Consider the following 20,581-nt stretch of genomic DNA (forward strand, 5'->3'; position numbering starts at 1 on the left):
GCTTGAGATACGTCCATAAAAAATCCGAATGTAAGGAATACATTCGGATTTTCGCATGCTGAGAAGATCGGTCAACCGATCAAATATTGACTAACTGATCGGCATTAGAGCGAAAGCTCTCTTTTTTTGTAAGATAACCATGATATTCCCTGTCTAATCCGGTATGAGTAACACTTAAAATATGAGCTATCTTTAAAAGCAGGGTTTTGGCGCTGTTTTTAAAAGAAAAAATCGTGTCGGAGCAAGGGATGAATATCTATTTTTTACTGGCTGGGGTCATTGCTGCATTAACTTGTGTCATGCACTTCACCTATGACAGGCAACAATTCTTAGTGCCCATGCAGCAGGCTGTTTTCGACCCCATCGCTAAGTCCGTGATGCAATGTGTCTTTCACTATATTTCAGTCTTTCTGCTACTTTCAACGTTTATTCTATTGGCTTGCGCTTTTGAAGCCGTTTCTCAAATGCATAGTTTTGGCATGTTGGTGTTTATTGCCCTTAACTTCGGCTTATTCGCGATATGGCAAATCTATATTGGTTTTAACAGTGATCTTGAACAGCCATTTAAACACCTATTCCAATGGATATTTTTCGTGGTAATTTCGGTATTCACTCTACTTGGCACTTTGTTGGTATAGTTGAGGTGCCGACCTTAATTAACGACTAATGAGTGACGCAATATTGGTGATTGGTATAGATAAATGAGTTGAATTATTTACACGTTGTTAATCGTATTATTTGTTGTGTTTATAAAGAATAATCAGTAAGTTGTTTGCAGACTAAAATGTGCTCCAAATGGATTGGAGCGCTGCTATCAGGATGAAAAATGCAAACAAGGTTAAGTCAAATACTATCCTTCCCCCATCTTCCCACTGTCGATAAACCATTCTACTCGCCTATCGATAGATAACGGGCTTGTTAATATCACGATAATTTACAAAATTTTTCACAAGGGCTAGCTATATCATTTGGGCTTTAGTTGTATGATAGGCCCATTGTTCGGCTGGTTCATTGCTATATAAAGAGCATTTTTATGATAGAAGTCCATGACTTAAAAAAAGAATATCCCATGGGTGATACATGTGTAAAAGCACTCAATGGAGTGAGCTTTAGTATCGCTAAAAATGAATTCGTTGCGATTATGGGGCCTTCAGGTTCGGGAAAGTCCACCTTGATGAATATTATCGGCTGTTTAGATAAACCATCTTCAGGAGGCTATAGCCTGAACGAGCAAGAAGTCGCTCAATTGGATGATGACGCATTGTCGGCCGTTAGAAATAAAGAGATAGGCTTTGTTTTTCAAAGTTTTCACTTATTACCGCGCTTATCAGCATTACAAAATGTGTTACTGCCTTTAAGGTTTTCGGACCATCCTGATCAAGACCCTAGTTATGCACATGAGTTACTAGCCCGAGTCGGTTTAGAGACTCGGCATGATCACCGTCCAAATCAACTTTCAGGTGGCCAAAGGCAGCGCGTCGCAATCGCCCGTTCTTTAGTTAATCGACCTGCAATTTTACTCGCCGATGAACCAACAGGGGCGCTCGACAGCAAAACGTCAGTTGAAATTATGGCCCTTTTCACTGAATTGCATAAGGCTGGCCAAACCATTATTTTGGTGACCCATGAAGAGGAGGTTGCCGCATATGCACAGCGAATTATTCGTATGAGAGATGGCGATATCGTTGAGATTGAAGAGAGGGCGACTAATGCAGCCTAATACGATTATAGGGCTAAGCAGTTTGTGTCTTCTATTGGCCTTTTCACCCAGCCTAGCTTACGCAAATGAAGTGGCCGTCAAGCCCGTTACACAGCTCAATACTGCACCACTGTCACCTTCGCCCGCTGAGTTATCGCCTTTGCTTTTAACCGGGAAAATATCGTCAGTAGACTCACAAGCGATTATGGTGCCCAAAGCCGGTGATGCCTGGCGCTACCAGATCAAATGGATGCTACCTGAGGGCAGCATTGCTAAGGTTGGCGAAGTTGTAGTTATTTTTGACAAAAGCGCGATTGCGAACCGAATTGAGCAATTGGAAGCGAGCTTGTTAAGAGTCACGGCGCAAGAACAGAGTCAATCGATAGAGCTCGATGCGCAAATATTGCAGGCGGAGTTCGACCTGAAACAATCGAGGCTGGAGCTGGAAAAAGCAGAATTAGATGCTGGGATCCCTGCCGATTATATCGCGGCTAAGAATTATGCCGATAATCAATTTAATAAGCTTAAAGCCATATCTGAACTGTCTAAAAAGGCGCAGTTACTGAAAGAGATCACTGACAAGAGAGTTGCGTCAATAGCACAGTTACAGATTGATAGAACACGGGCTGAAAGAGAGTTAGAGCAGTCACTTAAAGGTCTTCAACAGTTAGAGATAAACGCTAATCTAGATGGCCCTATTTTATATTCACGGGATCCTTGGTCAGATAAAAAATTTGCCGTGGGTGACTCAGTTCAAATTGGTCGCCAAGTCGCCACTATTCCAGCGATGAATGAGCTAGAGGTGATTGCTTGGGTCAATGAGGTTGACGCTGATAGGTTAACCATTGGTGAGCCGGTACAGCTTCGATTGGACTCGCAATCAAGCATCTCCCTTAAAGGCTCAGTTCAAGGTATTAGTCGCCAAGCAACCAAACAAGCTGCTTGGGGTAATAGTAATTGGTTTAGGGTTCAGATTGCTTTTTCAGGGGATGAACGGGTGAAAATTATTCCTGGAATGAGTGTGTTAGTCGAGCCTAAGAGGGATGCATCATGAAAGCATCGTTATTGAGTGTTTCTTTATTGAGTGTTTTATTAGTGGGTTGCTCAGACATCGCCATTACTGAAGTTGAAACCGGTGTATTGAGTCAGCAAATCGAGGTGACCGGCGAGTTAGTCTCGTCTAATACGGTCAACCTAAAACCGCCAGCGGTTAGACGTGTATGGCAATATCAAATTAAAATGTTAGCGCCGGAAGGTGGGGTTGTGAGTGAAGGCGATCAGGTTGCTCAACTTGACACCTCTGAGCTGGGACAGCGACTTTCGGTTAAAACGGCAAGTTTAGAAACAACCATACAAGATCTAGCTACATCAAAACTTCGCAATGCGAAGAAGCTGGAGGAGCTAAAGCTAGAGTTAGCTGAAGCTAAAATGAACCAGGAAAAAAGCCAGCTTAAAGTTGAGATCTCTGATGAAACCATCTCTGTCATCGATAAAAAGAAGTATCAGCGTGATGCGATTATTGCAACGGATAGAGTGAGCTTGATTAACAAGAAAATTGAACTTGAGATCATGGGTGCTGAACAAAGAGTCAAAATGCTTGAAGGAGATAAACAAAAGTTTCAACTCGAAGTGGCTGCGCTAAAAAAAGGCATCCAATCTCTTACTTTGATAGCTCCCCGCAGCGGCATGGTCGTTTACGGTAATGATCAACAAGGTAATAAAGTCGCCGAAGGCCAAAATGTGTTTAATGGGGATACGCTGTTAAGCATTCCAGACCTTAAGCATATGCAAGTTAATATGACGATTCCTGAAGTTGAAGCCGGTAGGGTTAAGGTTGGGCAGAAGCTAAAAATTCGATTAGATGCTAATCCAGAAAAAAGCTTTAATGGTGAGATCAAAGAACTTGGTGTCATATTTAGGGTGAAAAATCAGGATGTTCCTCTGGTTATCTTTGATGCTGTAGCCAGTATTGCTGAGGTGGATACAGAGTTGATGAGGCCTGGAATGACGGCAAAAATCAGTATCGATATCGCCAATGATATCCCAGAATTATTGTTGTCTGTTGATGCTGTGCATTACGAGCAGGGTAATGCTTACGTGTATACCCCAGGCTTATTTAGCGATAGTAAACAATCGGTATCGTTAGGGTCGATGGGAAAGGAGCAGGTTGTTATCGCCTCCGGTTTAAATGAAGGCGATGAGGTACTGTTACCATGAATAATCCATTGAAAAGCCACAACTCGACTGCAATCCGTATCGCGATTAGCATGGTAAGCACATTGCTTTTAATTGGCACTGTAGGCTGTAGTCAACAATCTAGTGATGGCGTGTTAACGCTTGAAATCGCGACAGCTGATTTTAAGGTTGATATCCCTGCAGCAGGGGAGCTAGAGGCCAGTAATTCAACGACCGTAACCGTGCCATCTGGGCTTAGAGGGCCACAATCACTGGCATGGATCATGGATAACTTTAGCAATGTAAAAGCGGGTGATGTCGTTGCCACTATGGACTCAACTCGTGAGAGTTATCGTTTAGAAATGGAGAAGTTGGACTTTGACCGCTTAGGCTTAGACAGTCAGATCCAAACAGAGAAAGACAACACTATCGATAAGACTTTAACAACAGACACTAAGTTAACGGGGCAGGAACGCGAGCTCGCCGATCGCTTCTTTAGTGAAGATGAGCGAGTGTATACCAAGATAGACATTATCGACCAGATGCGTAATCAAGATTATTTAGAAGCAAAAATGATGTTTTATAACTGGGGCATCGATCAGCATGGTTCTCAAGCACAAGCTGAGCAGGAGTTGATTAAGCTTAAGCAGAAGGGTCATAAGGCGAAAATGACTCGCTATTCAAATAACCTAAACCAAATGCAGATTATCGCCCCTCATGATGGCGTATTTGTGGCTAAACCGGGTTGGAGCGGGGTACCACCGGTTGTGGGCGATATGATGTGGTCCGGCATGACAATCGGTACTTTACCCGATACGTCAAAGATGCAAGCCAAGTTGTATGTGCTCGAGTCTGAAGCTCTGGGTTTAGCGGTGGGTAAATCGGTGACGTTATATCTTGATGCTTATCCTGAAATGCCGATACATGGCACTGTGTCCCAGCTTGACGCTTTGTCAAAAGCGAAAGAGAAAGACAGTCCGGTTAACTATTTTGAGATGGTCGTGAGCATTGATAAAACCTTGGTTGAAGTGATGCAACCCGGCAGACAAGTTAACGCCAATGTTCATGCATTAGATCTTAAAAATGTCATCACGGTGCCGAATCAAGCTTTATTCCAGAAATCAGGTGATTATTGGGTTTACTTAAAAACGTCAGCAGGCTTTATAAAGCAGAAAGTAGCGCCAGGTAACCGCAGTTTAAATCGTACTGTCATTACCGAAGGCCTCACACCAGGCGATACTATCGCCCTTACGACGCCGCCGAAAAGGAATCGAGTATGACGGGTAACAGACCATCGGCAAATATGTCGATTTACTGGGATGGTATAAAACAAGCCTTCGATGAGATGCGTCATCATAAGTTACGCACCTTATTAACCTTGCTAGGCATGATTTTTGGTGTGGGTGCGGTGATCGCGATGCTCAGTGTTGGTGAAGGCGCTGAACGTGAAGCGTTAAAGATGATTGAATCAATGGGGGTGAACAACCTCGTTGTAAACGCCAGAGCAACTGAGGGTGAAGCATTAAAGTCGATACGCGAACATAGTATTGGCTTAAGTCTAAGGGATATCGACAGTGCTAATGATACCTTACCTTTTGTTGAAAACTGGAGCGCAGAAAAAAACGTCAAAGTATTTAGCTTGTTTAGTTTGAAAGGTCGAAGCGATGCAAAAGTACTGGGCGTAACGCCAAGCTACTTTGATTTAAGTGCATTAGATTTAGGAGAGGGTCGCACGCTTAATGCGGCTGATGAGTCGCATTTTCAGCAAGTGACCGTACTTGGGCCTGAAGCGGCACGGAGCCTATTCCCACAGGGCAGCGCGATAGGCAGTTTAGTTAAAGTTAACCATCAGTGGTTTACGGTGGTGGGGGTTTTGTCTGAGAAAGAGGGAACCAAGTCAACGATTCAAGGTGTTAAATTGGGTGGCGAGCGGAACCAAGTCTTTATCCCACTCAGTACAGCATTAAAAAAGATGCAGTTTAAACATTTAGAAGATGAGCTGGACTCCTTTAAATTAGCACTTGTTGACGGCATTGACCCCACATTGGCCTCTAAAAGTGTGCAGCATCTGCTCAATCGTCGTCATGGCGGCGAAAAAGACTTTGATGTCGTGGTGCCAGCGGATCTGCTAGCGCAGCATCAAAAAACCCAACAAATATTTAATATCGTGATGGCCTGCGTCGCAGGGATCTCTTTGCTTGTGGGCGGTATAGGCATAATGAATATTATGTTAGCGACCATTTTAGAAAGAACCGGTGAAATAGGGTTATTGAGAGCTTTAGGTGCCAAGCGCAAAGATATTGCACGTCAATTTCTTATTGAAAGTATCGCAATATCAGCCACCGGTGGCATTATCGGTATAGGGGTTGGATTATTGCTGGCATTGGTTATCTCCACTGCCGCAGGTTGGCCTGTTGCTTGGTCTCCTTTCGCCATTGTGCTTGCCTTAGGGGTTTGTATGACGATAGGGGTTGGCTTTGGTCTATATCCTGCAAAAAAGGCGGCAAGGTTAGACCCGATTGTTGCGCTACAGCGCGATTAAATAGCTTATAGGCTCTAGTGAAGCGATAAAAGTAACCTGTGAAGGGGGCAATAATAAATTTATTGCCCCTTTTTTATTGATGACGTCTAACCTAGATAACACTATTTTAAGGTGCCGACACATCAGCGCTAGACCCACCGCAAAATTCTCATTTTTATCATTGTTATCCAATAAGATAGCTATTTTTTTACAAAAAAAGTGCTCAGTTTTATATTATGAGTAAACTTTCAAGTTTGTGTAGTTTTATTAGATGTCATCAAAGAAGAAGGATTTTATAGTAAAAGCCTAAACGACTGGTTATTTGTATACCAGTAGTGATTTGAACTAATTTATACGGGTTGATATCGCGGCTATTGAAATATCTATCTTACTTCCAAAAAATAATCTGATTTAGGTCATTAAGAGCACAATCCTTGAGCGGAAAGTGATCACTGGTTTGTGTTGTAAAATTACATTACGTCACGTTTGTATTAATTAATTACCGCGTAATAGTGTCAATCTAGCTTGGGATTAATGTGTTCTGTAGTTAAGTTACGAAATCGACCGTAAAGTGTGATGTTAAACGTGGAATATTAGTTAACAAACAACTACTATTAGTCATCCAATTATTTAACGGTTGATGTTTGTGATGACAGGTTATTCAAACCCAGTTATAACAGTGAAAAAAGGCCTCGATGTGCCTATTGCAGGAGAACCGAAGCAAGTTGTTAACACTAGCAAATCTTGCTCCCATGTTGCCCTTCTCGGAGAAGAATATGTTGGCCTAAAACCGACTATGCTAGTCGAAGTGGGCGAACTCGTGCAAAAAGGTCAGGTTCTTTTGGAAGATAAAAAGAACATTGGCGTAAAGTACACCGCTCCTGCTAGCGGTAAAGTCATCGCTATCAACCGTGGCGATCGTAGACTTTTTCAATCTATCGTCATTGAATGTAACCAAGGTGACGCTATTAACTTTGGTATTAGTCACGATATCGCCGCGCTAGAACGCAGCCAAGTGCAATCTAAATTAGTCGACAGTGGTCTGTGGACGGCGCTGCGTACTCGCCCGTTCTCTCGAGTACCTCAGTTAGACACTACGCCTTCAGGTATTTTTGTCAGCGCAATGGACAGCAATCCATTGGCAGCAGACCCTCGTATTGTTATTGCTGAACAAGCTGAATCTTTCGCTGCAGGTATCGCGGTACTGGGTCACCTAACCGATGGTAAAGTCCATTTGTGTCAGGCTCCTGGTGCAGAACTCCCTGGTAGCGATTTAGCGCATGTAAGCAATCATTGTTTTACTGGTGTGCACCCGGCAGGGCTTGTCGGTACCCATATTCACTTTATCTTATCTGCGAGTATTGAGCGTCCAGTTTGGCATTTGGGTTATCAGGATGTCATCGCTTACGGCAAGCTGTTCTTAACCGGTGAAATTTATACCGACCGCGTCGTTTCACTCGCAGGGCCAGATGTTATTGAACCTCGATTAATCCGCGTTCAAACCGGCGCATGTTTATCCCAAGTGGTTGCCGGCGAACTCACAGAGGGCAACTCCCGTGTGGTCTCTGGCTCTGTGCTATCAGGGCATACTGCATTTGGTGCACATGATTTTCTGGGTCGTTTCCATAATCAAATTAGTGTCCTTCAAGAAGATTCAAAACATCAGGTTTTGCCTTGGATCAGAGGCGGCTCTGAGAAGTTTTCAATTACCCGAGCGGTAACATCTCGCTTTAAGGGTGCTAAGAAACTATTTGACTTCACCACCCACACCGGTGGTTCGGCTCGTGCCATGATGGCTTTCGGTCAATTAGATAGAGTGATGCCGCTGGATATATTGCCAACACTCTTGGTCCGCGATCTTGTTGTTAGAGATACAGATGAAGCACAAGCTTTGGGAGCGCTCGAACTCGATGAAGAAGATCTCGCGTTGTGTACCTTTGTTTGTCCAGGTAAGTACGACTTTGGTAAAGAGTTACGTGCTTGCTTAGAAATTATTGAGAGGGAAGGTTGATGAGTCAGCAAGATAAAAAGCCTGATATCCAAGAGGATTATTATGCACCGGGCAGCTCAGTCAGAGGCTACTTACACTCTTTATTAGTTGCAAATGGTCGCAGCACTAAAGGCAAAGTCCATGTACGTGATGCAATTGACGTAAAGAGAACCATGACGATTGTTGGCTTGTGCTTAATGCCAGCAATATTGTTCGGCATGTACAATATTGGGTTACAAGCGCAAATCGCTATAGCATCAGGTCTAGTGGCTTCCGATATTTGGCAGCTTATCCCCTTTAATTTTGTTTTTGGTGGAATGACAGAGCAAACTGGTTTTTTTGGCCTATTTGTTTACGGTCTAAGCCTTTATGCTCCTATTTATTTAACGGCGCTGTTGGTGAGTCTGTTTTGGGAAATGGTCTTTGCTAAAGTCCGTGGCCAAGAGTTACACGAAGGCTTCTTTGTTACTGCACTGCTATTTACGCTAATTTTACCGGTTTCTACACCACTTTGGTTAGTTGCGATGGGGATAACGTTTGGCATAATAATGGCAAAAGAGGTGTTTGGAGGGATGGGATATAATTTCCTTAACCCAGCCCTTGCAGGTCTTGCCTTTATCTACTTTGCCTATCCATCACAAGTTACCGCGGTGACTCAATTGGTTGCGGTCGATGGTTTCTCAGGTGCAACAACACTGATGCAAACCGCTGCTGGCGATTTAAGCTTTGCTGATTACGCTTGGTACGAAGCATTTTCAGACCCTAATTGGTGGAACGCTTTCTTCGGCTTTACCGTTGGTGCGATTGGCGAAACCAGCACGCTGGCATTACTTATTGGTGGTGGATTTTTAATCCTTACTCGCCTTGCTGATTGGCGTATCGTTGCGGGTGTATTGGCTGGCATGATCGCGACAGCAACCTTGTTCAATATTATCGGCTCATCTAAAAATGAACTCTTTGCTATGCCATGGACTTGGCATTTAGTCACGGGTGGTTTTGCGATTGCGATGATGTTTATGGCAACTGATCCAGTGACAACATCTTATACCCGTAAAGGTAAGGTGGCTTATGGTCTGCTCATTGGCTTTATGACCGTGCTTATCCGTGTGGTTAACCCCAAAATGCCTGAAGGCGTGATGTTGGCAATATTGTTCGCTAATTTGTGGGCGCCTATCTTCGATTATCTCGTGGCTAAAGCCAATATTAAACGGAGACTTAAACGCAATGGCCTTTAAACCTAATCAGAAAGCTGACTTACCCGCAGTGGCAATGCCAGCAATGTTGTTAGCAAAACTTTGGGAAGCGATATTTGAGTACCTACTTTATCGTACGCCAACAAGTGCAAAGCAGGTCAATACGAGGAATAAAGCGTAATGGCATTTAAGAAAGATTCATTTGTGGGCACCATGATTTTTACGGTGACCCTATGCCTATTGTGCTCATTTATGATCACTGGCACAGCAGAGCTACTTAAAGAGCGCAAGCTGGTAAAAAAGCGTGATGAACTTAAGCGTAATGTATTAATCGCGGCAGATGTCGATATCGCAGATAAAGACTTTAGAGCCATTTTTGATAAAGACGTTAAATCGATGTTGGTGTCGCTTGATACCGGTGTTGTTGAAGCCAATGCCGGAGTGCTTGATTTTGACGAGCGTATGGCGGCGATAAACCCAGAAACGTCGAGTAAACTAGAGAGAAAGAAAGATAAAGCAAAAATTAAGACCCGTGCTGATCAAGCGCGAGTGTTCAAAGTTTTTGACGACAATGGCACGTTAACCAGCGTCGTGGTGCCTATCTACGGTAAAGGCTTATGGTCGATGATATACGGCTATGTTGCGCTGCAATCCGACTTTAATACCATAGAGAACGTGGTGTTTTATGAACATGGTGAAACCCCAGGTATTGGCGACTTTCTTAATGATCCAGATTGGACTGATAAATGGCACGGTAAGCAGATTTTTGATGCTAACGGTAAGGTCTCATTTAAGATCGTTAAAGGGGGTGCTAAAGCGGGCGACCTACATGGCGTTGATGCCGTTAGTGGTGCAACCATGACCGGCCGTGGCGTTCAGCGAGCAGTGCAGTTTTGGTTTGGCGCTCAAGGATTCGAAATGTTCTTTAATAAGCTAAAAGCGTCGGAGGGGTAATTGATGAGTACTCAAACTGCATCGACTCGTGACATTTTAACCAGTCCCATTTTTAGTAATAATCCAGTCGCCATGCAAGTACTTGGCGTTTGTTCGGCACTGGCCGTCAGTAACTCAATGCAAACTGCATTGGTGATGACATTGGCCGTGACGTTTGTACTGGTGTTTTCAAACCTCATTATCTCAAGCATACGTTCTCTGATCCCGAATAGTGTTCGTATTATTGCGCAAATGACGATTATCGCTTCGTTAGTGATTATCGTTGATATGGTATTGCAAGACATCGCTTATGAATTATCACGTCAGCTTTCGGTATTCGTAGGACTCATTATTACCAACTGCATCATTATGGGACGTGCAGAAGCGTTTGCCATGAAGAATCCGCCGCATCTAGCAGTGGTTGATGCTATCGGTAATGCAATGGGTTACGGCGTTATCTTATTAGGCGTCGCGTTTGTACGTGAACTCTTGGGTAGCGGCACCTTATTTGGGCATGAGATTCTAAAGACTGTTGAAAACGGTGGCTGGTATTTAGCCAATGAAATGTTCAAGTTACCGCCAAGTGCGTTTTTCTTAATTGGCTTAATGATTTGGTCAATAAACGTCATTCAGCGTAAACGAGGGTAGTAAGCGATATGGAACATTATATAAACCTGTTTATTCAGGCGGCGTTTATCGACAATATGGCGCTCTCGTTCTTTATGGGAATGTGTACCTTTTTAGCGGTATCGAAAAAAGTATCGACATCTTTCGGATTGGGTGTTGCGGTTATCGTGGTGATGGTCTTAGCAGTCCCTCTTAACCAGTTGATTTATGCCAATATCTTAGCGCCTGGTGCACTTGCATGGGCAGGATATCCAGCATTGGACTTGAGCTACTTACAGTTAATCACCTTTATTGGTGTTATTGCTGCGCTAGTGCAAATCCTAGAGATGTTCTTAGACAAGTACATTCCTGCACTTTATGACTCTTTAGGTATTTTCTTACCTTTGCTGACGGTAAACTGCGCGATTTTTGCTGGCGTTATTTTCATGGCTAACCGTGATTACAATCTAGGCGAGTCAGTGGTGTTTGCAGCAGGTTCAGGCTTTGGTTGGGCGATGGCTATTGTCATGCTCGCAGGGCTTAGAGAGCGGATGAAATTCCATGCAATACCAGAAGGTCTGCAAGGCATTGGTATTGTCTTTATTACCACAGGCTTGATGGCGTTAGGCTTCATGGCTTTCTCTGGTATTTCTATTTAAGTCAGTTAGCGATTAAACGGCTTAATGAAAACGAATTAAACAAAAGGTAGATTCGATGGAAATGGCAATTGGTATCGGTATGTTCACCGTTGTGGTTAGCATCTTGGTCATGGTGATTTTGTTCGCCAAAAGTAAACTGGTGTCTACGGGTGACGTCAACATTCGTATTAATGATGATGCAGAGAAGAGCATTTCAACTTCAGCGGGTGATAAATTACTCGGAGCACTCGCAAATAAGAATATCTTTATTCCATCAGCGTGTGGCGGTGGCGGAACATGCGGCCAGTGCCGAGTGACCGTTAAATCGGGCGGTGGTGATATTTTGGCTACCGAGCTAGACCATATCAGCAAGAAAGAAGCTAAGGAAGGTTGTCGCCTCGCTTGCCAAGTTTCTGTGAAAACCGATATGGAACTCGAAGTTGAAGAGGAGATCTTTGGTGTTAAAAAATGGCTGTGTGAGGTTATTTCTAATAATAACACTGCGACGTTCATCAAAGAGTTGCTGCTTAAACTTCCAGAAGGCGAAGATGTACTCTTCAAAGCAGGTGGCTACATTCAAATTGAAGCGCCGGCTCATAAAGTTAACTATGCTGATTTTGATATTCCAGCTGAATATCGTGATGATTGGGTTAAGTACGACCTCTTTAAGTTAGTCTCTAAAGTCGATGAAGAAGTGCTACGTGCATATTCAATGGCTAACTATCCTGACGAGAAAGGCACCATCATGTTGAACGTGCGTATCGCTACGCCGCCAAATGATAAAGTGGCGCCGGGTAAAATGTCTTCGTACATTTTTAACCTGAAAGCGGGTGATACTGTGACGATTTCAGGTCCATTTGGCGAGTTCTTTGTCAAAGAAACGGATGCTGAAATGATATTTGTTGGCGGTGGTGCAGGTATGGCACCGATGCGTTCACACATATTCGACCAACTTAAGAGTAAAAAAACTCAGCGTAAGATGAGCTTTTGGTATGGCGCACGTTCAACACGTGAAGTGTTTTACCAAGAGGATTTCGATGCGCTTGCTGCAGAGAATGAAAACTTTGTTTGGCATGTGGCACTGTCTGATCCGTTACCTGAAGATAACTGGACAGGTTACACCGGCTTTATTCACAATGTCTTATTTGAAAACTATCTGCGTGATCATAAAGCGCCAGAAGACTGTGAATTCTACATGTGTGGCCCTCCGATTATGAACTCATCGGTGATCAACCTGCTTGAAAGCTTAGGCGTGGAACCTGAGAATATCTTACTCGATGATTTTGGTGACTAAGCTAATCCCCATCGTTTAAAATAATAAAACGCAGCCCATCGGCTGCGTTTTTTATTGGCTGAAAACTACAAACCTATTCGATGTTAGACCAAGATGTAACGTGAAATAGTATAAACGTACCGCCATTGTTAATCAGTGTTTTTACTGTTTTAATAAGGGGTTAACTACTTTTACTCTGGAACTTACAGGAAACTGGCAATGGACGCTCAACGCCCCAATTTTATCTATCCCCCTGGCTCAATGTTAATGCACTCACCACTGATTTTAAGTAAAGCGGATATGTACGGCTTTTTCTTAAAAGGCAAAATGGCAAACCTGCAAAAATCTATCGATACCTGTCTTAATCAAGTGGCTGGCGGTGCCATGTATTTCAGAGTGTTATCACCCTACGTGTTAACCAGTTTTACGCGGGTAGAGAAAGCCTATTCTGAGGCTCCTCAAGATCGAGATAAAGGCTGGATCCAAGAAACCGATATTGTCACTTGGGTGATGGTGGGGAGGCAAAACAGCAGTGACAGTGATGACGTGAGTCATGTTTACTTCCACCCGTTACATATTTTTGTCAACGACGCGATGGCGCTGATCAATGGCCGTGAGCTTTTTGGCTATCCCAAGTACATGTGCGAGTACGAAATGCCTGAGGTGGGAGCGCCGCTAACCAAGCTTAGCTTATCTGCTAAAAGCTTTAAGGTGTTCTCAGCGGAGAGTGAACTTGCCATTCACCCCCTACTTAGCGTTGATTGCGAGGCAGCGGAAGAGCAACAATTATCGACATTAGAAGCCATCAGCCAGACATGGGACTTGTTTAAAGCGCAGACTGACTTTATCCCTGAGCTTGATAAGTTGGGTGAAACCCAATTGTTTAGTTTGTTGTTTAAACCTGCAATCGATCAAGTGTTCCTCAAGCAGTTACCGGATAGCGCGGGTAACAAAGCGGTGTATCAAGCCATTACCGCAGCGCCAGCCAAAGTGAATAAAGTACATTCAATTGCGTTATTAGAAAATGACTTGCTGGCGACCATTTTTGACAATGCTTCATTCTCATTTAAAGACTCACTTGGCGTTGAGCTGGGTGAGCAGCATGTACTGTTGCCTTACCATGTTAATTTCGATTTTGAGGTACCGCAAGGCGAGGTGCTTGTTGATAACTCGATCGTTAAAAAAGAAAAAATCGCGATATTGGGTGGCGGCGTCGCAGCAATGACGGCCGCTGTTTGCCTAACGGAGCAACCCGGTTGGAAAAATCGTTATGAGATAGATGTTTATCAAATGGGCTGGCGTATTGGTGGAAAAGGGGCCAGTGGACGTAATGCTGATAAAGGCCAACGTATTGAAGAGCATGGCCTGCATATCTGGTTTGGGTTCTATCAAAATGCCTTTAGCTTAATGCGTAAAGCGTACGAAGAACTTGATAGACCGGCGGGGGCACCACTCGCGACATTTTTAGATGCCTTTAAACCGCATAATTTTATTGTGCTGCAAGAAGATGTGGGAGGCGATTCTGACAGTTGGCCTATTCAATTTCCTGAGCGTAGTGGCTTGCCTGGTGACAGTACGGAAGTGCTAACACTGTGGAAAGTGGTCAAGGCAGCATTTAGCTGGATCCGCCATTGGTTAACCGAGATGGACGATCTGCTAGATGCACTAGAAGATGAAGATACCGCTGCGACTAAAGAATCTGCAAAGCCGATACATTGGTTCAGTCGGGAATGGTTTGAACAGCTAAACGACAACATTGAAGATTCTATTGATGACGCAAAATTGAATTTGTCATCACTTGCCGATAAGTTGGAATGTCATTTCAATCAAATGATCGGTCGCGACTGTGAAGCACATCATCATGATACTGAAGATGAAGGCGGTTTTGTCGAATCAGCTGTCGACGCCTTTAGAGCGCGTTTGCAAGAACGTTTCGTTGACAAACTAGAAACCAATGATGAGCTGCGCCGCTTGTATATTGCCGCGGATCTTGGCTTAACCATTCTTAAAGGCATGTTTGTTGATGATGTATTTAAGCACGGTTTTGATGTGATTAACGATTATGATTATCGTGAATGGTTAACCAAACACGGTGCCAACCAAACATTTACAGTTGATTCTGCGCCAGTACGTGGTTTTTATGATCTGGTGTTTGCTTATGAAAAAGGCAACTTTGACAAACCGAATCTTGAGGCGGGGACGATCATTCGGTCTATGATGCGCATTGCGCTTTGCTATCAAGGCGGGGTGATGTGGGAGATGCAAGCAGGTATGGGCGATACCGTGTTTACGCCTTACTATGAAGTGCTTAAACGCCGTGGCGTTAATTTTCATTTCTTCAATAAAGTCGATAATCTTGAATGCAAAGATGGCAGTATTCAGGCGATTGAGATCACCGAGCAAGTGGCTTTAAAAGAGGGGCTGGAATCTTATTCACCTCTAGTCGATGTAAAAGGCTTAGATTGTTGGCCTAGCAAGCCAAATTCAGATCAACTTGAGCCGATTCAAGCACAGTTAATGCAAGATAATGATATTAACTTGGAACACTTTTGGAGTGATTGGGATGAAGTGTACCGAGCACATTACGGTAAAGCTTTACCAAAAAAACAACTACTGAAAGGAGTCGATTTTGACACAGTGATCTTTGGTTTATCAATTGGTTCAGTGCCACATGTTGCCAGCGAAGTGATGGCACAGAGCAAAGCACTAAGTCTTAGCGTCGACAAGGTCAAAACGGTTGCAACGCAGGCTTATCAGTTATGGATGGATCAAGATTTAGCGGGCATGGGTTGGCCTTTAAGGCCTGATAATGGTGAAGAACCCGTGTTATCGGGCTTTACTGAACCTTTTGACACTTGGGCGTCATTAACCCATCTTATCGATAAAGAAGATTGGCCAGGCATACAGCCTAAAAATGCCAGTTACTTTTGCTCGGCTTTACCTGTCGATAGTTATCCACCGAGCAGTGATATCGATTTTCAAACTCAAAAGACATTAGAGGCAAAAGCCGGGGCCATTGGCCAGCTTACTCATCAAATCTATAAACTCTGGGGCAATGTTCCTACGCCGGGCAGTTCTCTGGCTGATACAGCAGGATCATTCCCATGGAAGTGGTTACATGATGAGAGTGGGGCTTCTGGCGTAGCGAGGTTTGATAGCCAATACTGGCGAGCCAATGTCGACCCGTCTGAGCGTTATGTGATGTCAGTAAAAGGCAGTACGCAGTATCGTATCGCAACTGATGGTACGGGGATAGATAACCTTTTCGTCACTGGCGATTGGATAAAAACCGGGATTAATGCCAGTTGTGTTGAAGCGGCAACAATGGCCGGAATGCAAACCTCCAAAGCCATTAGCGGCTTCCCAAAAGTGATAAAAGGTGAGCAAGACTTTTAAGCTCTTTTTTTGGAAGTAAATGACGTTCGCTAGCAATAAAAAAGGCGCTTTAACTCAATGTTGAAGCGCCTTTTATTTATCTCTTATGCGTTAGTAACCAAGGGTTTCACTGCCCGCTCGGCGAGGGTCAGATGAACCGAAAACACCTTGGTCAGTGACCATAATTGATTGAGTTGAACCCATCGAATTATTCACCTTTATGTGATGCCCTTTGGCTTCAAGTAGGTCGCGAGTATCGCGGTTTAACGTATGCTCTACACGGAGCACATCGGGCAACCATTGGTGATGAATACGCGCAGCATTAGTGGCTTCTGCGATGTTCAGGCCATGGTCGATTACGTTCATTATTACTTGTAAGGTGGTGGTGATGATGCGTGAACCGCCTGGACTGCCAGTGATGATGTAAGGTTTACCGTCTTTCATCACCATCGTCGGACTCATTGAACTCAAGGGGCGTTTTCTGCCTTCAACCGCATTTGCGTCTCCGCCAATTAAGCCAAAACCGTTGGGTACACCTGGTTTTGCTGAAAAGTCGTCCATCTCGTTATTGAGTAAAATCCCCGTTCCTTTAGCGACTAGACCTGAGCCATAACTGAAGTTGAGCGTGTAAGTATTGGAAACTGCATTGCCCCACTTATCCACGACAGAATAATGGGTGGTCTGATTACTTTCATAAGGCGCTATTTTACCTGGTTTTATCTCACTGCTGGGCGTGGTCTTATTGATGTTGATTTTTTTAGCTAAGGCTTTAGCGTAATCTTTGTTAGTCAAAGCCTCGACGGGAACATTGACGAAGTCTGGGTCACCTAAATACTCACTACGGTCGGCATAAGCTCTTTTCATCGCCTCTGTCATTAAATGCAAAGTGGCAGCGGTATTGTGACCTAACTTATCAATAGGGTATTGCTCGAGTATGTTGAGCATCTCAATAATATGCACTCCGCCAGAGGAGGGAGGCGGCATTGATACCACTTGGTAGCCTCGGTAATTGCCTGTTACGGGCTTTCTTTCGATAGCTTGGTAGGTTTTTAGATCATCAAGGGTCATTATTCCGCCAGCCGCTTTAATCGCCGTGACAATTTTTTCAGCCGTTTCACCTTGGTAAAAGCCCTTACTGCCCTGTGTTGCGATGAGTGATAGCGAGTGAGCTAGCTCTGGCTGTTTAAGCGTGTCACCAATTTGATAGTCGGAATTGTCTTTTTTGTAAAACACTGCAGCAGAGCTTGGCCACTGTGCAATACGTCTTTTTAACCCTGTTAACGAGGATGATAGATCGGGCGTGACGATGATGCCATCTTTAGCCATTTTAATCGCGGCCTGAGTCACTTGCGTCATGCTCATGGTGCCGTACTTTTGTAACGCCAATTCCATGCCCATGACAGTGCCTGGTACGCCAACCGCCAAGCCATGCTCACGGCTAAGTTTATTGACGGCATTGCCGTTCGCATCGAGAAAGATATCTTTGTGCGCGCTAGCAGGGGCCATTTCACGATAATCAATCGCGATGGTTTTGTTTTGTTCGGCTAAATGAACCAACATAAAACCACCGCCACCAATATTACCGGCGCGCGGCAGAGTCACTGCAAGACTGAATCCTACGGCAACGGCGGCATCAACGGCATTACCACCTTGTTTAAGAATTTCAATTCCCGCCCTTGTCGCCAATGCTTCTTGGCTCGCGACCATACCGTGCTCGGCCCATACGGGGAGAGCGGTTGCCATATGGCTGTATATGGAATTTTCAGCAGCATTAACCGATAGCGGGGCGCTGGCGGTTAATGTTAGAGTTGTGAGTGGAATTGCCATGGAGATGGCAAATGCTAAGCTCTTAAACATACGCATTTTCAATCCTTTGTATTTTTTGTATTGTCTATTGTGGTTGGATCTCTTGGTTAACTCGACGTTAGCGCCAGGTTAACTCTAGGTCTTGAGTCCAACTCTTCATTTGAGTTTAGCAATGTGACGGTTATCGCAATTAAATGCAATAGCGATAAGGTAAAGGCGCAGTATTAGGCGCTAACAGGCTTATTGAACATCACTTTTACTAAAGGCTCAGGGATTAAGTTTGGACAAAAATCAGTTAACAGTGGAGCAGCCACCGCGAGCGGCGTTGGATCTAAGCTTAGAGTTTATTAGCGCTATCGATGCTGTGGATGCGAGTATTTGGGATGATTTAATGGATGATAACAATCCCTTTAATCAACACGCCTATTTAGCGGCGCTAGAACAAAGTGGTTGTGTCAGCCAGCAAACGGGTTGGACTCCGTTACATCTGTTAGTGCGCGAGTCCTCTCGGATCATTGCCGTTATGCCGCTGTACATAAAGACACACTCCTACGGGGAGTATATCTTTGATTGGGCATGGGCTGAGGCTTACGACAAACATCAAATCCCTTATTATCCAAAGCTTGTCTCTGCTATTCCATTTACCCCCGTCACAGGGAAACGTATCGGTATTGCCAGTGATGTTACTCAACCGTCATTAGTGTGGGATGTGATTAAAAAAGAGCTGGATGGCAGTTTACTGGAGCATGGGTTTTCTAGCTGGCATTGTTTATTCCTGCCAAAAGAGCAGTTCATTGAGATGTCCAAACCTGCTGAAGACAGTCACTCTTGCTTGAAACGACTCAGTACTCAGTTTCATTGGCAAAATAAAGGTTATCAACATTTTGATGATTTTTTAGCGGCACTAACATCTCGTAAGCGTAAAGACATTAACAAAGAACGCGCTAAATTGACGCCACATGAGCTGAGCTTTGAATTTATCAATGCAGCGCAAGCGACGACAGCAATGTGGCATACGTTTTATGCCTGTTACAGGCAAACCTATGCCAAACGTTCAGGCCATGTTGGTTACCTCAATTTGGCATTTTTTGAGTCGATAGCTAATACAATACCCGACAACGTATTGCTGTTATTGGTACGTAATGTTGAAGGGGGAGTGGTCGCATCAGCCCTATATTTTAAGTCTAAAACCCATCTTTATGGCCGTTACTGGGGCAGTTTGGTTGATATCGACGGCTTACATTTTGAAGCCTGTTACTACCAAGGCATTGAATACTGCATTGCGAATCAATTGGCAGTATTTGACGCTGGGGCTCAAGGGGAACATAAAGTGGCCCGCGGTTTTGAGCCTATGGCGACATACTCGACTCACGAGGTACTTCACCCCGAGTTTCGCAGTGCGATTGAAAACTTTACTTTTCAGGAGGCTGACAATATTAAAACTTATATGCAGCAATTAACCTGCAAGCTGCCTTATCGACAAGACCCCAGCTAAGAAATAGCGAAGCTGTTGCTTCTAGCTAGCCCCTAGCCTAGCGCCAACCAAAATCCGACCGCGATCATTAGCGTTCCTGCAATACGGTTCATCCACTTAATGTTGTCACCGCGACTTAAAAACACGCGTAAACTTTTACCACCGGTGGCATAGGCCATCATGCTGGTGAATTCGGTAAGCATAATAATACTGAGCAGGGCTAAAAGCTGCGGCGCAACTTCACGCTCTACGCTAATAAATGGCGGTAATAGCGAAACCATAAAAGCCCAGCCTTTGGGGTTAGCAATCGCGGTCATAAAGCCTTGTGTCATCAGCTCTATATTGCCGACACTTGGTGCAGTTTGACCTTCGACTAACGCCATTTTTCTTTTAGAACGCCACATATTAACGCCAATGTAGGCGAGATAAAGACCGCCAACCCACTTGAGTACTGCAAACATCTCGGGGTAATTGAGCATAATGCTAGCAACCCCCATTACCGCCGCTACAGCGACCAATGCAACACCGACCAATTCGCCTAGCATCATCCACATAGTGCGGCGAACACCAATGCTCATACCAAGTGTCATGGCCAACGTCATACACATACCGGGTGTAATCGAGACGAAAAAGAAGGTCGGTAAAAATACGGCGAGTAAAGCGATATCTGGCATGGCGTGGCAAGTCTCGTGAGTTAAAAAGGGATTAGTAGCTTAGGGAAAAACGGAAGCGTCATTGTAGAGAAGATAATTAGCTTTGGATACTAACGAGTTATAAATATGGAGACTATGGGGCAGAAAAAAACCAGCTTAGCCAATTGATAAGGCTATAGCTGGTTTTATCATGGAGAGGTAAGGTGTTATAAACGTTTTTTATGCGAGCACTTTAATTAACGTGC

17 protein-coding genes are annotated in these 20,581 nt (G+C 44.2%); 15 read left to right on the plus strand and 2 right to left on the minus strand.

Annotation, left to right across the window (positions count from 1 at the left end; translation table 11 throughout):
- The first annotated feature begins 248 nt into the window (after positions 1 to 248).
- The 14 genes from L2729_RS08715 (at position 249) to L2729_RS08780 (ending at position 16,424) form a co-directional block, all read left to right on the plus strand.
- Positions 249 to 638 (plus strand): hypothetical protein, encoded by a 390-nt coding sequence (locus L2729_RS08715; RefSeq protein ID WP_248987927.1) that lies wholly within the window; start codon positions 249 to 251, stop codon positions 636 to 638.
- 395 nt (positions 639 to 1,033) lie between these two features.
- On the plus strand, positions 1,034 to 1,720 hold the full coding sequence (locus tag L2729_RS08720) for an ABC transporter ATP-binding protein (protein ID WP_248987928.1): 687 nt from the start codon (positions 1,034 to 1,036) through the stop codon (positions 1,718 to 1,720).
- Positions 1,710 to 2,753, plus strand: coding sequence for an HlyD family secretion protein (locus L2729_RS08725; RefSeq protein WP_248987929.1), 1,044 nt, complete (start codon positions 1,710 to 1,712; stop codon positions 2,751 to 2,753). Before L2729_RS08720 ends, L2729_RS08725 begins: the two co-directional genes overlap by 11 nt.
- Positions 2,750 to 3,916 (plus strand): efflux RND transporter periplasmic adaptor subunit, encoded by a 1,167-nt coding sequence (locus tag L2729_RS08730; protein ID WP_248987930.1) that lies wholly within the window; start codon positions 2,750 to 2,752, stop codon positions 3,914 to 3,916. The genes L2729_RS08725 and L2729_RS08730 overlap by 4 nt, the downstream gene beginning before the upstream one ends.
- A 50-nt stretch (positions 3,917 to 3,966) precedes the next feature.
- Positions 3,967 to 5,154, plus strand: a complete 1,188-nt coding sequence (locus L2729_RS08735) for an efflux RND transporter periplasmic adaptor subunit (RefSeq protein WP_248988052.1) — start codon at positions 3,967 to 3,969, stop codon at positions 5,152 to 5,154.
- On the plus strand, positions 5,151 to 6,416 hold the full coding sequence (locus tag L2729_RS08740) for an ABC transporter permease (RefSeq protein WP_248987931.1): 1,266 nt from the start codon (positions 5,151 to 5,153) through the stop codon (positions 6,414 to 6,416). The genes L2729_RS08735 and L2729_RS08740 overlap by 4 nt, the downstream gene beginning before the upstream one ends.
- A 628-nt stretch (positions 6,417 to 7,044) precedes the next feature.
- Positions 7,045 to 8,406: a Na(+)-translocating NADH-quinone reductase subunit A gene (locus L2729_RS08745; protein ID WP_248987932.1), complete on the plus strand. Its 1,362-nt coding sequence runs from the start codon at positions 7,045 to 7,047 to the stop codon at positions 8,404 to 8,406.
- On the plus strand, positions 8,406 to 9,620 hold the full coding sequence (locus L2729_RS08750) for an NADH:ubiquinone reductase (Na(+)-transporting) subunit B (protein ID WP_248987933.1): 1,215 nt from the start codon (positions 8,406 to 8,408) through the stop codon (positions 9,618 to 9,620). The genes L2729_RS08745 and L2729_RS08750 overlap by 1 nt, the downstream gene beginning before the upstream one ends.
- Positions 9,610 to 9,759, plus strand: a complete 150-nt coding sequence (locus L2729_RS08755) for a hypothetical protein (protein ID WP_157822907.1) — start codon at positions 9,610 to 9,612, stop codon at positions 9,757 to 9,759. The genes L2729_RS08750 and L2729_RS08755 overlap by 11 nt, the downstream gene beginning before the upstream one ends.
- Positions 9,759 to 10,532 (plus strand): Na(+)-translocating NADH-quinone reductase subunit C, encoded by a 774-nt coding sequence (locus tag L2729_RS08760; RefSeq protein ID WP_248987934.1) that lies wholly within the window; start codon positions 9,759 to 9,761, stop codon positions 10,530 to 10,532. The genes L2729_RS08755 and L2729_RS08760 overlap by 1 nt, the downstream gene beginning before the upstream one ends.
- Positions 10,533 to 10,535: 3 nt before the next feature.
- Positions 10,536 to 11,159, plus strand: a complete 624-nt coding sequence (locus L2729_RS08765; protein WP_248987935.1) for an NADH:ubiquinone reductase (Na(+)-transporting) subunit D — start codon at positions 10,536 to 10,538, stop codon at positions 11,157 to 11,159.
- Between the two features lie 8 nt (positions 11,160 to 11,167).
- A complete protein-coding gene (gene nqrE / locus L2729_RS08770; protein WP_102040038.1) occupies positions 11,168 to 11,776 on the plus strand; it encodes an NADH:ubiquinone reductase (Na(+)-transporting) subunit E in 609 nt (202 codons plus the stop codon).
- Between the two features lie 55 nt (positions 11,777 to 11,831).
- Entirely contained in the window at positions 11,832 to 13,049 is a 1,218-nt protein-coding gene (nqrF, locus tag L2729_RS08775; RefSeq protein WP_248987936.1) for an NADH:ubiquinone reductase (Na(+)-transporting) subunit F, read from the plus strand.
- 198 nt (positions 13,050 to 13,247) lie between these two features.
- Positions 13,248 to 16,424, plus strand: coding sequence for an NAD(P)-binding protein (locus L2729_RS08780; RefSeq protein ID WP_248987937.1), 3,177 nt, complete (start codon positions 13,248 to 13,250; stop codon positions 16,422 to 16,424).
- A 90-nt stretch (positions 16,425 to 16,514) separates the two neighbouring features.
- Here the strand turns inward: L2729_RS08780 and ggt are convergent, their stop codons facing one another.
- A complete protein-coding gene (gene ggt, locus L2729_RS08785) occupies positions 16,515 to 18,266 on the minus strand; it encodes a gamma-glutamyltransferase (RefSeq protein ID WP_248987938.1) in 1,752 nt (583 codons plus the stop codon).
- Between the two features lie 223 nt (positions 18,267 to 18,489).
- On the opposite strand from ggt, the gene L2729_RS08790 reads away from it, so the two are divergent.
- Positions 18,490 to 19,704, plus strand: coding sequence for a GNAT family N-acetyltransferase (locus L2729_RS08790; protein ID WP_248987939.1), 1,215 nt, complete (start codon positions 18,490 to 18,492; stop codon positions 19,702 to 19,704).
- A 32-nt stretch (positions 19,705 to 19,736) separates the two neighbouring features.
- On the opposite strand, the gene L2729_RS08795 is transcribed toward L2729_RS08790, so the two are convergent.
- Positions 19,737 to 20,357 (minus strand): LysE family translocator, encoded by a 621-nt coding sequence (locus L2729_RS08795; RefSeq protein WP_248987940.1) that lies wholly within the window; start codon positions 20,355 to 20,357, stop codon positions 19,737 to 19,739.
- Between the last annotated feature and the right edge of the window lie 224 nt (positions 20,358 to 20,581).

The organism is Shewanella gelidimarina (genome assembly GCF_023283945.1).
GTDB lineage: Bacteria > Pseudomonadota > Gammaproteobacteria > Enterobacterales > Shewanellaceae > Shewanella > Shewanella gelidimarina.